This window comes from Pseudoalteromonas sp. NCCP-2140 (assembly GCF_023708065.1).
In the GTDB taxonomy this organism is placed as follows: Bacteria; Pseudomonadota; Gammaproteobacteria; order Enterobacterales; family Alteromonadaceae; genus Pseudoalteromonas.
This window is the reverse complement of sequence record NZ_BRCZ01000002.1, coordinates 22940-38036: the sequence shown is the minus strand read 5'-3', so window position 1 is coordinate 38036 and position 15097 is coordinate 22940. Positions and strand designations below refer to the sequence as shown.

Annotated in this window: 9 protein-coding genes; 7 read left to right on the top strand and 2 right to left on the bottom strand. The window is 40.5% G+C overall.

The features are described 5' to 3' along the window. Window positions 1-302: 302 nt before the first annotated feature. The 7 genes from NFU46_RS04055 (at window position 303) to NFU46_RS04025 (ending at window position 12017) form a co-directional block, all read left to right on the top strand. A complete protein-coding gene (locus NFU46_RS04055; protein ID WP_251599962.1) occupies window positions 303-2486 on the top strand; it encodes a diguanylate cyclase domain-containing protein in 2184 nt (727 codons plus the stop codon). Window positions 2487-2557: 71 nt separating this feature from the next. Next, entirely contained in the window at window positions 2558-3889 is a 1332-nt protein-coding gene (locus tag NFU46_RS04050; RefSeq protein WP_251599945.1) for a transporter substrate-binding domain-containing protein, read from the top strand. Between the two features lie 99 nt (window positions 3890-3988). Continuing rightward, entirely contained in the window at window positions 3989-5671 is a 1683-nt protein-coding gene (locus NFU46_RS04045; protein WP_062566705.1) for a chloride channel protein, read from the top strand. 20 nt (window positions 5672-5691) lie between these two features. After that, a complete protein-coding gene (locus tag NFU46_RS04040; RefSeq protein ID WP_054562318.1) occupies window positions 5692-6126 on the top strand; it encodes a CopD family protein in 435 nt (144 codons plus the stop codon). Between the two features lie 104 nt (window positions 6127-6230). Continuing rightward, window positions 6231-7247, top strand: coding sequence for an aspartate carbamoyltransferase (locus tag NFU46_RS04035; protein ID WP_055197864.1), 1017 nt, complete (start codon window positions 6231-6233; stop codon window positions 7245-7247). Window positions 7248-7319: 72 nt separating this feature from the next. After that, window positions 7320-8600 (top strand): glutamate-1-semialdehyde 2,1-aminomutase, encoded by a 1281-nt coding sequence (gene hemL / locus NFU46_RS04030; RefSeq protein WP_251599942.1) that lies wholly within the window; start codon window positions 7320-7322, stop codon window positions 8598-8600. A gap of 489 nt (window positions 8601-9089) precedes the next feature. Beyond that, entirely contained in the window at window positions 9090-12017 is a 2928-nt protein-coding gene (locus tag NFU46_RS04025; protein ID WP_251599939.1) for a TonB-dependent receptor, read from the top strand. A 404-nt stretch (window positions 12018-12421) separates the two neighbouring features. Here the strand turns inward: NFU46_RS04025 and mrcB are convergent, their stop codons facing one another. Further along, window positions 12422-14746, bottom strand: a complete 2325-nt coding sequence (gene mrcB / locus NFU46_RS04020) for a penicillin-binding protein 1B (RefSeq protein ID WP_251599935.1) — start codon at window positions 14744-14746, stop codon at window positions 12422-12424. A gap of 91 nt (window positions 14747-14837) precedes the next feature. Next, entirely contained in the window at window positions 14838-14999 is a 162-nt protein-coding gene (locus NFU46_RS04015; protein WP_251599931.1) for a YqaE/Pmp3 family membrane protein, read from the bottom strand. Window positions 15000-15097 lie beyond the last annotated feature (98 nt).

The following is a 15097-nucleotide window of genomic DNA, read 5'->3' as shown; positions in this document are numbered from 1 at the left end:
AAGAGCATCTCAATTATGGTGAGGGTAACTGGCTAACCCATTCGCCTTGGACTAAAGTTTATTTGTACTACATTTGGGCTGGCATGAGTTTGCACTGAGGGAAGATAATTGTGATAGAGCATTTCAAGCTGCATTTTATAACTGATAATTTAAGCAGTGCGCAGGTCATTCCAGCTGAATACGATTTGCTCCTTGTGTTTGCTTCTATTCTCACAGCCGTATTTGCTTCGTATATCTCATTTTTATTATCAGCTCGTATCAAACACTCTTATCTAAAAAATGAAAGTCAGATATGGACCATCATGGCTTCGTGTTTTTTAGGTATAGGTATTTGGGGGATGCATTTTGTAGGTATGCTTGCCTATACCTTACCCATCCCTATTGAATACAACATTAGCATTACCTTGATATCAATTTTGCCAAGTGTGTTTGCCAGTTACATCGTACTCTCACCAGCACTGCAAACCGACAAAGGGCTACTATTTAGAAGTGTGTTAATGGGTGCTGGGATTGGCTCGATGCATTTTGTTGGCATGATGGCGATGGTGATGCCCGCAAAAATGGCTTATGAGCCTTGGTTGTTCTCTTTATCTATTATCGTCGCTATTGTGCTGTCTGGTATCGCATTAAAAATTAATGATTTTCGACTTGCCAAAGGGGTTCATCAAACACGGATGAACTTGGTGGTGGCCTTAATAATGGGCAGTGCAATTTCGGGAATGCATTACATTGGCATGATTTCGATGTCGGTTTTTGAAACTGAGTACACCACCTATGTTACAACCCACGACTACTCGACGTTAGCACAACTTATTATTTTTATTCTGGTGGCATTAAGTCTAATTGTACTAGGTGCTGTTGAGCTCAGAGCAAGGAGCTTATTATCAGCAAAACTGAAAGCAGTACTTAATACCGTACAAGATGTGGTAATTAGCTTTAATAATGAAGGAAAAATTGAATTTGCAAACCCGGCTGTTAACCAAGTTTTTGGCTATCAGCCGCATGATTTAATAGGCAAACATATTCGCACCCTGATCCCTGAAAGATCGTTAGAACTTGATGAAATCCTCCGGGATTCACAACTCAGCAAAAGAACGGCGGGTAAAAGTAGCAGTCGGCTCTTAAAAGGACAACGAGCCAATAAAAAACGATTTCCTATTACATTAACAATCAGCTCAATTGGTAAAAAAGAGTCAGGTCCTTATGTGGCGACAATAAAAGATCTCTCTGATATTCGAAACCAAGAAGCCTTTACACAAACTATTTTCGATAATTTACCCATCATGTTGTTTGTAAAAGAAGCTGAGCATCTAACATTTAGCCATGTAAATAAAGCGGGTGAGCAACTACTAGGTAAAAATAAAGACCAACTAATCGGTTTAAATGACTTTGATATTTTCAGTAATGAACAAGCAGTCAGTTTCGTGCAAACCGATCGCGATGTATTGAAAAGTGATGACACTCTAACTATAGAGGAAAAGCCGGTTACTATTGATGACAATACTCATTACTTAAGAACACGGAAACTCACAATTAAAGATAGTAATGGTAAAGCGCAATATTTATTGGACGTTTCTGAAGATGTTACTGAATTAAAACAAGCAAAAACCGAGCTTGAAAGCTTACACCAACGCATGTCTATGGCTGCAGATGCGGCCCATATTGGTATATGGGAGTGGAATTTTGACACTAATGAACTGATTTGGGATGACTGGATGCATACCTTATTTGAAATTCCAAAATCAGAATTCAAAGGGGACTATTCAGCATGGGCAAATAGCTTGCATCCAGATGAATATGAAGACGTAACTAACAAGCTAAAACTCGCAATTTTAAATGGCGAAGAGTTTCACGCAGAGTTTCAGATTGTTCTGCCCTCTGGCAAAACGCGCTATATCAATGCAGATGGAAGAATATACGGCAACCGCATGATTGGTGTTAATTTCGATATCACGAAACGCGTCATGGCAGAGAAGAAAATTAGGCAATTAGCACAAACAGACCACCTTACTGGTTTAGCAAATCGTAGCGCGCTTGAGCGATTCATCAAGCAAGAATTTGCCCGTGTTGAGCGCACAGGCTCTAAGGTAGGTTGCCTGTATTTTGATCTTGATAAGTTTAAGCCGATTAACGACACCCATGGCCATGCGATGGGAGATAAAGTACTGATAGAAGTTGCTAAACGCTTACAAGACACCGCTCAAAAAACCGATTGCGTTGCTCGCATTGGTGGTGATGAGTTTGTAGTTATTGTTACCGACATAGAAAATCAAGTACAAATTAACCGTGCACTATCACGATTGATCTGTGCGATTAAAGCGCCGATAAAATCAGATTCCGGTGACTTGCACGTAGAAGCGAGTGTTGGCTTTGCCTTATATCCAGATGATGCGCAATCATTTGATGAATTACTTAGCATGGCCGATAAGCGTATGTATGACCAAAAACATCACTGCTTTAGTTGTAATATTATGAACTGCAAATAAGCAAATTAATAATGCTAAAAAGTCTAATTTAGACGTATACTTATTAAACAATTAATAATGATTCTTTTTCCATGCTCACTCGCTTTTATTATTTTATGGTTCTTGTTTTCAGCTCATTGGCAGCTGCTAATACTACGTACCAAGAAACATGGAAAATCACCTCTTTAGAAGCCCCGCCGTATGCAAGTAGTACAATGGCAAATGGCGGTGATGCTATTGCACTATTAAGAGACACGCTTGCCAAAAAATCGATAAACCTCGAAGTTGAGTATTTACCTTGGCAAGATGCAATAAAAAAAGCCCGGTTAAGCGGCTACCTGGGTTATTACCCTGCTTGGCCATCTGAAATGATGCCCGGCTTTGTTGCTTCACCCACTATTTTAAATTCTCAATTAGCTGTCATTACCACGCAATCTAATCCACAAGATTTTGAAAATCTTGAACAGCTTTTTAATGAGCACAAAGTCGGCGTTGTTGAGCCTTATATTTATCCGGGTGTGGTCGAACAAGTAATTCAATCCTATGCAGGCAACATAGTGCAAACAGCAAACGATGAAGAGCTATTCCACTTAATGCAAACTGGGCAGATTAATTTTGCGATTACTGCACCAAAGGTGCTTAACTATTTTGCTGAGCAGCAAAACTTTCCTGAGCCGAAAATAGTGACTCAGTTTACCGACTCCCCATTAGTGATTGGCATACGAAATGATGCTGAAAACCAGGCTAAAATAGCCTTACTCAATGATTTATTTGCCAGTACAAAGTCATCTGAGACAAATTACTCTCGGCCAAAAAAGGTGTTATTAACCTATATAGATATTCCCCGTATAGCGCCATTTAAAGCGTTTATGAGTGATGTCTATAATGATTTAAATATCAAGGCTCAAATGCAACCCACACCATCTCGAAGAGGTGTGTTATTACTTAATGCAGGGATTGTCGATGGCGATATCGTGCGTTCAAAAAGCAACCTAAAAAAATTCGAGAATATCATTGTCGTAGAACCAAACCTTGGCATTATTAACTTAGTGCTCCTATGTCGAAAATCGCTGCAATGTGATCGGGATAACTTATACGATCCAAACAACCGAATTATAAGTTCGATTGGTGATATCGAAATTCTTAATGAGTTTGATATTAAAGCCGAGATCATTCATAACGAAGATTTAAGTCACACGCTTACCATGCTAAAAAAAGGACGTGTCGATTACGCCATCTACCCTGCGCTCAATAACGATATAATTACCTTTAAAAAAGACTTTTCAGTGGTGGTACTAAGGCAAATGGCTATCAACACGGTTATTCATAAAAAACATGCCCCGTTGGTAGATGAAATATCAAAAGCCATTACAGCTCGCTTACCTGAATTAACGCAGCAAATTAATAATGGCAGCAAAGATTAGCTAGATTTACCCAAAATGCAGATAAAATTATAAAATCCCAACGACTTAGTTAATTTGATTTGCTAAACTGCGGCTCAAAAGTGCTGTGAGGAAATATGCATGTGGCTTGAGAGACTAAGACGTCGCCTAGCAAAGCCTAAAACATCTGTGCAATTGTGCTTACTTGGTGTAAGTGCAGGGTTAATTGCGGCAGTGTTGATCATACTTTTTCGCCTCACAATCATGTTTTTTCAAAGCTTATTTTTAGATAAGCCTGATGACTTCACCACTTTACCAACCTATGAGCGAATGATACTGCCAGTTGGTGCAGCCCTATTAATTGCCTTATTCGCCGCCCTAACAGGCTTTAAGCATTATCGTCTTGGAATTCCATTTGTAATTCACCGTATTAAAAAACACTATGGTCATATGCCGCTTTATAACACGGTGAACCAATTTGTTGGTGGCGCATTAGCCCTTATTAGTGGCTTTTCGGTCGGTCGAGAAGGCCCCTCTGTACATATGGGTGCAACGGGTGCCAGTTTACTGGCCGATAAACTACACCTTCCGCACAATGCAATGCGTACCCTCACCGGTTGTGGTGTTGCAGCTGGTATTGCTGCTTCATTTAACACCCCACTTGCAGCCGTTATCTTTGTCATGGAGGTGGTACTGAGGGAGTATAAGGTGCATATTTTCGTGCCCATTATGCTCGCTGCGGTTACCGGTGCATTAGCCACTCAATTTGTATTTGGTGACGCTTCAGAGCTTGCACTTATCACCATGAACCCATTAAGTGGTTGGCATTACCCATTTTTAATCATTTTTGGTATGGCACTTGGTGCTGTTGCCTATGCATTTAACCAAAACTTGATGCTTATAATCCGTACTTTTAAACCACTAAGTATGTTCCCTCGTCTATTACTAGCAGGATTAATAGCTGGTTTAATTGCTTATATGGTTCCTCATGCAATGGGCTCAGGTATGAGTGCTATCACTATTGCTATTGAATCACCAGATGATGTGCAGTTTTTAACAACCATCTTGATTGCCAAATTACTCGCCACTTTATTTGCCATTGGTTTAGGTATTCCAGGTGGGATCATCGGCCCTGTTATTGGACTTGGGGTATTAATGGGCACCTTAATGGCCTTTTTCGCGCAGTTCATTAGCCCGGGTGTTGATATCACAGGTACCTATAGCATGCTTGGCATGGCAGGATTATTGGCAGCAACATTACACGCACCACTGGCAGCTCTCACTACGGTTATGGAGTTAACTTCAAGTCCTGAGATTATTGTGCCAGCTATGCTGGTGATCTCAACGGCTTATGTTACAGCACTGCAGTTTTTTGGTAACCGCTCTATTTTTATGCAACAACTTGATTTCCAAGGGCTTGAGTATCAAATATCGCCTGCTACCGAAGCATTACAAAAAGTGGGGGTGATGGATGAAATGGATGAGCAGTTCAAGCTGCTTTACAGTGACGACAAACAACAAATTAAAGAGTCGCTCGATGCCCTTGATAGCCAAACCCCGCTGATTGTTCATGATGAAGAGAATGGCTATCGTCTTGCTGAATATGATTTAAGCCTGATGTCTGATCAAGAAAGTAATATCAAATATGTCAGCCTTGCCGGCCTTAGTAGCCAAGCAACATTAGCCGATGCTTTTGACATATTAAAAGATAAACGCAGCGGTGCTGTGTATATTTACAACCTGCTTGATAACCAACAGATTATGGGCCTTTTGCGTTGGGACCAAATCAGACATATCCTTACCATACGCAACAGTTTGTTATAACAATTAAAATGGATGCTTAAATGACTGCGCTATTAGTTTATAAAACCTTCCACGTATTTTTTATGATTGCTTGGTTTGCCGGTATTTTTTACCTGCCACGTCTTTTTGTTTACCACGCAATGAGTGAAGAAAAAGCCTGTAACTCAATGCTGAAAGTAATGGAACGCCGCTTACTGTTTTTTGTGACACCGTTTGCTGTTTTAACATTGGTGTTTGGGGTACTGACCATTTTTGAATATGGTCGAGACTGGTTTAGATACAGCATGTGGCTGCACTACAAACTGGTGTTAGTGATTATTCTCTATATCTACCACGGCTATTGCTTTAAATTACTGGCTGACTTTAAGCATGATCGCAATACACGTAGCGATCGCTTTTACCGTATTTTTAATGAAGTTCCGGTACTCATCCTTTTAGCTATAGTGGCACTGGCAATTATTAAACCTAACTTATAATTTGCTGCTGTGAACGCTAAAAATTTGCTATAGTACTGCGCAAATTTATGCGGCCTCCCATACCGAGTGCCAGCGCCCTATAAATGTGATTAGGAACAAACCCCATGCTAAGTTTCCAAGGTGAAAATATCCTGTCGGTCAATCAGCTTGATCGAGATTGTATTGAACGTATTTTTGCAGTTGCTAAGAAAATGGAGCCTTATGCTAAAAAGCAAAAGCGCACCAATGTTTTAGAGGGCGCAATTTTAGCGAACTTGTTCTTTGAACCAAGCACGCGTACTCGTGTAAGTTTTGGTACTGCATTTAACTTACTAGGTGGTTTGGTTCGTGAAACAACGGGTATGCAAAGCTCGGCGCTTGCAAAAGGTGAATCTTTGTATGATACCGCACGCGTGATCTCAGCGTATGCAGATGCAGTCGCAATGCGCCACCCTGACGCAGGCTCTGTTGCTGAATTTGCCACCGGGTGTGATGTTCCAGTAATCAATGGCGGTGATGGCTCAAATGAACACCCAACACAAGCCCTACTTGACTTACTAACGATTGAACGTGAGCTAGGTCGTTTCAACCAAAGTATCGACGGTATGCATATTGCCCTAGTAGGTGATTTAAAATACGGCCGTACCGTGCACTCTTTATCTAAATTACTTTGTCATTATAAAGACGTTAAATTCTCTATGGTGGCACCTGATGGCTTACAAATGCCAGACTACATTTTAGATGCTGTTGATAACGCGGGTCATAAAATTCAAGTAGTAGATAAAATGGAAGGCAACTTGGCCGCCGATATTGTTTATCAAACCCGTATCCAAGAAGAGCGCTTCCCTTCACAAGAAGAAGCTAACAAATACCGTGGTGGTTTCCGTATCAGTCAGGCAATTTACAACGCACACTGTAAGCCTAACTCAGTACTGATGCACCCTCTTCCTCGTGACAGCCGTTTGGAAGCAAACGAGCTAGATAACGATTTAAATAGCAACGACAACCTAGCAATTTTCCGTCAAGTACAAAATGGCGTGTTAATTCGCATGGCGTTGTTTGCTCTAACCTTAGATGTTGCCGACAAAGTTGAGCAATATGAAGTCGACGTGCCTTGGTTTAGCCGTAAACGTAATAGCTAACTTGCTTCGTTTGGGGCTCGTTGAGCCCTCGCAAACCAACTCATTTAACGTGACAACCCAATAGGACTATTCATGACAATTAGCCAAGATCTTTTTAATCGCGCGCAAGAATCAATCCCAGGCGGTGTTAACTCACCAGTTCGTGCCTTCAATGGCGTTGGCGGTACTCCTTTATTCATCACTAAAGCTGAAGGCTCTTTTACCTTTGATGCTGATGGTAACCGTTATATCGATTACGTTGGTTCATGGGGACCAATGATCATGGGTCACAACCACCCAGCTATTAAGCAAGCGGTATTAGAAGCCGTAGAAAATGGCTTAAGCTATGGTGCGCCAACCGAAACTGAAATCTTAATGGCCGAAAAAGTAAAAGAGCTTGTACCATCAATCGAAAAAGTACGTATGGTAAGCTCAGGTACTGAAGCAACAATGAGTGCAATTCGCTTAGCACGTGGTTTCACTGGCCGTGACAAAATCTTAAAGTTTGAAGGCTGTTACCACGGTCATGCTGACTCACTACTAGTAAAAGCAGGCTCAGGCGCACTGACTATGGGCGTGCCAAACTCACCGGGGATTCCTGAAGACTTTGCTAAGCACACATTAACTGTGTCGTTTAACAACCTTGATGAAGTAAAAGCAATTTTCGCAAAATACGCTGACGAAATCGCTTGTATCATCGTTGAGCCAGTTGCTGGCAACATGAACTGTATTCCACCTGTACCTGGCTTCTTAGAAGGTTTACGTGAGGTGTGTGATGAATACAAATCTGTACTTATTTTTGATGAAGTAATGACAGGTTTCCGTGTTGCTTTAGGCGGTGCACAAGCTTACTACAACATCAAACCAGACCTAACGTGTTTAGGGAAAGTGATCGGTGGCGGTATGCCAGTAGGTGCTTTTGGTGGTAAGAAAGAAATCATGGATTACATCGCACCTGTTGGCCCAGTTTATCAAGCAGGTACATTATCAGGTAACCCAATTGCCATGGCAGCCGGCTTAAAATCTTTAGAGCTATTAAGTGCTGAAGGCCTGCACGATGAGCTTGAAGCAAAGAGCAAAGCAATTTGTGAAGGCTTTGAAGCAGCAGCGAAAAAAGCAGGCATTGCACTTACAACAAACTACGCAGGTGGTATGTACGGTTTCTTCTTTACTGATAAAGAAAAAGTAACTAGCTACCAACAAGCGACTGAGTGTGATTTAGAGCGCTTCAAAAAGTTCTTCCACTTAATGCTAGAAGAAGGTGTTTACCTAGCTCCTTCGGCGTTTGAAGCAGGCTTTGTGTGCGCTGAACACTCTGAGAAAGAGATCAACGACACCATTGCAGCAGCAGAGCGCGCATTCGCGAAGCTTTAAATTGAAATTTGAATAGGTCACTTTAATCGGTGACCTATACTTCGACGCCCCAAAATATAATACAAATACATCCCTACCAGAAAATAAAAACCAATAAAATATTACAATTAAAACATCATTTATACCAAGCAAGTATTCCATTAGTGCATTTTTATTTTCATTGTAACTAAAATACACATAAAAGCATCCCAACCAACTGTTTTAAAATAAATAAATCTAGAATTAAGAAACACTTAATCAAATTACACTTAGTTACATTTATTTTATTTTTGTATATAAAATAAATTTAAATACAATATTAGATCGTTCCAAGGCGTTTTTACGTTGTTTTATCGTATTTATAATATAAATAATTGATTAGTATGTTCCTCGTGTGTTACCAATTTGTTTCACCCTTTATTTAAAGGTAAAAACCTTAGAAAAATAAATGCAAGGTGTGAAGGTTATTAACAAATAACAACAAATCTAAAATTTCACAGGGAAAGCTCAATGAAAAACAACTTTTCAAAAACATTTAAGCGTTCGTTTACAGCTGCAGCTGTTGCTATGACCTTAAGTGCAGCTATGCCAGCCATGGCTGACAATGTTAATGGGGCAATCAAAGGTAACCTCATTACTCAGTCTGGCGTTTCTTTAGCTGGCGCAACAATCACTATTACTGATAAAACAAAAGGTTATGAAAAAACTCTCATTGCAGATGCAAATGGTCAGTTTAATCTTAATCAAGTGCCTGTTGGTAAATATGACATAACCGTTTCACAAGCTGGTTTTGAAAAAGCACAGATCAACGATGTAATTATCGGTGTCGGTAAAACTGCACTTCTAGAAATTCCACTAGTTGAAGGTAATATTGAACGAATTGCAGTTGTTGGTGGCGCAATTCGTGCTGTTGACGTTTCAGTTACTGAATCATCTTTAAACATTAGTTCAGAAGAGCTTGAATTATTACCGGTAGCTCGCTCATTAACATCGGTTGCTTTACTAGCGCCTGGCGCAACTGAAGGTGATAGTCGATTTGGCGATCAAGCATCTTTTGGTGGCTCATCTGTTGCTGAAAATGCTTATTACGTAAATGGTCTGAATATGACTAACTTCCGTAATGGCTTGGGTGGCGCGACAATTCCATTCTCTGCATATGATAGCTTCCAAGTAAAAACGGGTGGCTATTCATCTGAGTTTGGTCGAACGACTGGTGGCCTTATTTCTGCAGTTACAAAGTCAGGTACTAATGACTTTCACTTTGGTATTGAATCAATTTATTCGCCTGACTCATTGAGAGAACAGTCTCCAAACTCAGTTTACTTACAAAATGATCGTTGCGAAGATGCTGATGGGCACTGTATTGGTGATTTATATGCAAACAACCAAGATGACTATGTAAACTCATTTGAGACAAATATTTATGCATCTGGTGCGTTAATTGAAGATACGCTTTTCTTCTATGGTATTTATACATTCCGTGATAATGAAGAAGAATACGGTAACGCTTCTCAAACCTCTCTAACAAAAGAAAAAGATGACGACCCTTATTATCTAGCACGTATTGACTGGAACATTAATGAGGATCATCAATTAATGCTTTGGGGTTTTAGTGATGAGCGTACATATTCTGAAAGTACAATCGAAGACCCAAATGGCACTGGTAATTACACATTAGATGGTGGTACAGCTTATCACAAGCGCGGCGGTGAAAGTTTTGCAGTTCGTTATACAGGTAATCTGACTGATGACTTAAGCGTATCTGCTATGTATGGCGAAGTAAAATTCTCAGAAACAGATTACTCTGACTTTGATGACTGCCCTACCGGCTATGACGCAGACTTAGGTGTTGATACTACTTGTTATGTAAATTTCACAGTAGGCTCTAACGAAGATAAACGTGAGCAATTACGAGTTGACTTTGACTGGTACTTAAATGATGAGCATACATTAAGATTTGGTTATGACTCTGAAACCAATACATCAGACGCAACGACTATCAACTCGGGTGGTGTTTATTACTACTACAGAACATACGAAGAAGGTGCTCGCCTTTCAAACGGCTATGTTCTTCCAGAAGAGATGAAGACTACTCGTGTTCGTGACTATAAGAATGGCGGTGAATTCGAAGTTGAAAACTGGGCGATTTATATTGAAGACCAATGGGCTGTTACTGATACCCTAACACTAACTTTAGGTCTACGTAATGACAGCTTCACAAACTACAACGCGGATGGCGATGAGTTTGTTTCTATAGACAACCAGATAGCTCCAAGGTTAGGTGCATCTTGGGATATTAACGGTGATGGCGATAGTAAATTATTCGTTACTGCAGGTCGCTATTACTTACCTGTTGCTGCAAATACGAATATTCGTCTTGCAGGTGCCGAAACTTATATCCACACTTGGTATGAGTATGAGGGTCTTAATGCTGACGGTACTCCTGTAGGTTTGAGCAATCAATTAGGTGATATCGCTATTTCAAATGGTGGTGACGGAACAGCAAAACCTTCAAACACTCTTGCAGATAAAGATCTTGAGCCTATGTACAATGATGAAATCATTGTAGGTTATCAAGCAGCGATTAATGATGACTGGTCTTGGAGCATCAAAGGTACATACCGCACACTGGGCAATCAAATTGATGATGGCTCATATATCTTTACTGATGAAGATGGAGAGTACCTTGGTGAAAACTGGTTCTTATTTAACCCGGGTAGTGGTGCAACATTTAACTTCGACCTAGATGGTGACGGTGTAACTGAAGAGTATAGCTTCACTGCTGAAGAGCTAGGTTATCCAGATGCGAAGCGTCGTTACGCTGCTGTTGACCTTTCAATTGAGAAGAGCTGGGATAAAGTTTGGTCATTAAAAGCCCTTTACACTTGGTCTCATAACTACGGTAACACAGAAGGATTTGTTAAATCTGATAATGGTCAAGATGATGCAGGTTTAACACAAGACTGGGATTACCCTTATCTAATGGATGGTGCTAACGGTAATTTACCAGCGGATCGTCGTCACAATATTAAAGTTTACGGTGCATATGCAGTTACTGAAGACTTCTTAATAGGTGCAAACTTAAATGTTGCTTCAGGTCGTCCTTGGACAGCGTTAGGTGCAGGGTATACACCAGACCCAGACAAATATTCTTATGGCGACACCTATTATGTAGGTGATCAACGCTACCCTCGCGGCAGCATGGGAACAACTCCCTGGACAGCTCGATTAGATCTCAACTTTACGTACAACCTACATTTCAATGATCAAAAAGTACGCTTCGCATTAGATATTTTCAATGTATTTGATGCATCTACAGCAACTCGTTATGACGAAGTTGCTGAAATAGCGGCTGGTGATGATAGTGCAACATTTGGTTTAGCGCAAAGTTATCAATCTCCTCGTCGAGTCCAACTATCTGCTTCTTACGACTTTTAGTTTCGATTAAATTAGTAAGATAAGCAATGACTCTAAAAGCCTCTTTATGAGGCTTTTATTTTTTACATTTAAACCTAATTAGTACTGCAATAGTTCTTCAATCTTTACCTTTAATTTATCAAGTTACAACCTAGTTAAGCCAAAATAATTCATGTAAGAGCATTACTTTGAAATAAAGCTCTCGAAGTAAAATAATATAAATAGCAGTTAAAAAGCTTTGTCAGCATTAGCGCTTAATTTAGGAATACCAGGGAAATAAAGTGCGGTACAAGCAGCCACAAAGCACTGTAATTCATTCCACACTGAAAATGTCAGAGACACAGAGAAAAGTGCACTTATGGTAATGAATAGCGTACAAAATTTAGCTCAACTCTGTGTTGAGCTAAATGATTCAATGGCCAAGTTTAGCGCTGACAATTAGGTCTAGGCTCAAACTCACTAGCACGTATAGGTAGCTGCACTACTTTGCCGCAACCAGGAGGCGCTTGCAGACCAGTTTCTTCGTTAATAAAGGCCCAACGAATAGAAGCAGGGCGAGTATCCGCTATAGCTTCAGGGTTTAGTGGCTTAAGGTAACGAATGTAAGCTTCTAGTGCGCCAACACTGCCTGTTAAACCTGTACTCTTGTTATCGTCGCGACCAATCCATGCAACAGTTACGGTATTTTGGTCAAAACCTGCAAACCAGCTATCGCGTAAATCATTACTAGTGCCTGTTTTACCTGCTAGTTGGATTGATGGGAAATGAGCATTTAGGCGTTTAGCCGTGCCATCTTTAGTCACTCGCTTCATTGCGTATTTGGTCATGTAAATTGATGCATCATCAAAACGCTTTTGTGAGCTGACATCATGTTTATAAAGCACCTTACCTACTGAGTCAGTCAGTGCTGAAATAGACGTTAGCTCGCGGTACTGACCATCAGCAGCAAGGGTTGTATAAAGCTGCGCTACTTCAAAGCTAGATAGCTCAAGTGCACCTAAAAGTAACGACGGGTATTGATCAATACGCCCTTCTACACCTAAACGCTTTAAGGTATCAGCTACTTTATCTACACCGACATCAAGGCCCGTATTAACCGCAGGAATATTAATACTGTTACTGAATGCTTTGTATAGTGGCATAGGGCCGCGAAACTGTTTGTCGAAGTTCTCTGGTTGCCAAACTTTCCCCTGCTCATTAGTCACTTGTAGCGGTGAGTCATCCACCAAGGTGGCAACATTAAACTGACCACTTTCAAATGCCGTTAAATAAACGGCAGGCTTAACGAGTGAACCAATATTACGTTTGGTATCAAGTACACGGTTAAAACCAAAATAACGTACGTCACGGCCTGCTACCAACGCCGACACCCCACCCTTTTCAACGTTGACAGAGATCATCGCCGCTTCAAGCTCTTCTGTTTTAGGGCGTCTTTCTAGATAAGGTAGACTTGCCTCAACCGACTCTTCCATGGCCGTTTGCTTTTGTAAGTCAAAATAGGTGAATACACGCACCCCGGCATCTAACACTTGCTGATCAGGTAGTAGGCGCTTTAATTCTCGGTTAACTAATTCTAAGTAACCCGGATACGACTTTTGCAGACTGTCTTTCATTGGTGCAATATCAATTGGACGCTTTAATGCCGCACGGTATTCACGGGTATCAATCAATTTATTTTCAACCATTAAGCGCAGTACTAGATCACGACGCTCCATTGCACGCTCACTATAACGACGTGGGTTGTAATATGAAGGACCTTTCACCATAGCCACTAATAGCGCAATTTGGTCGTATTCAAGCTCATCCACAGGCTTTGAAAAATAAAACTCAGCGGCAAGACCCATACCGTGAACGCCTTGATTGTAAGACTGACCTAAATACACTTCATTGAGGTAAGCTTCTAAAATGTCATCTTTGCTGTAGCGGTAATCTAATATCAGAGCGATAAGCGCTTCATTAAACTTACGCACCAGTGAACGCTCACGGGTAAGGTATATATTCTTTGCTAATTGCTGGGTTAAGGTACTGCCCCCTTGCACTGTTCGCCCGGCTTTGATATTGCTGTATAAAGCACGCATAATCGACCACACAGACACGCCATGGTGTTGATAGAAATTACGATCTTCAACTACCAGTAAAGTGTCTTTTAGCATCGGCGGAAATTTATCTAGCGGCACAAACTCGCGGTCTTGTTTTGAATCATTACCAATGCGAGCTATTTGAACTGGCTCTAATCGAGCGCTGTTTAAACGACGACCAAATTTATCTTTGATAGTTGCTAATTTCTGCCCTGAAAAACGCAGCTCAATAACGTGTGAATCTTCAAGGCCATCATAAAATTCAAATTCACGGCGGTACACTTTAATACTGTTAGCTGATTTAACATACTGGCCTGTACGGCTTAGCTTATTTACAGATGAATAATTTAAACGGTTTAACTCCCAAATAACCTCTTGCTGAGACAAATACTGCCCAGGATAAAAGCTCATTGCACGAGCATACACTTGTGCAGGTAACTGCCATTTATTGCCTTCAAATTGGCGAGTAATTTTTGCATCTAAATAAATTAGATACAGCACCATGGCAACAATCACAGCAAGTGAAAGCTTCCAAAAAATTGACCAAAGTTTCCTTAATACACTAGCTTTAGCTGGCCCTTGAGGTGCGCGTGAGCGCTTAGCGGTAGTTTTTTTTGATGTCGCCTTCGGTTTACTAGACGATTTTTTTGCAGGAGTTTTTTTATCAGCCATTGAGTTCGCTATTGGTCAGTTAATTTTACAGGATTACGCCTTGAACAGCGCAATATTAACACCTGTAAAATTAACAGTCACTTAAACTCGTTTAGCGTGTACACAACCAGAGTGAGTGGATCACAGCAGGTATAAAGAAGATAAAGCATAGAATAATGTTAATCACTAAGTCTTTACCTGCGCCCGCTTTTAAAAATACCACAACAGGCGGTAAAAACAGCGAAATAATTATAAGCAAGAGTTTGTTATCCATCGTTTTTCCTTGTTAGAAATGAACATTAAGCATAGTCAAAAAATAGCGATTTCGCCTATCAGAAAAGACTTATTTAAACGCAAAAAAGCCCTACCTAA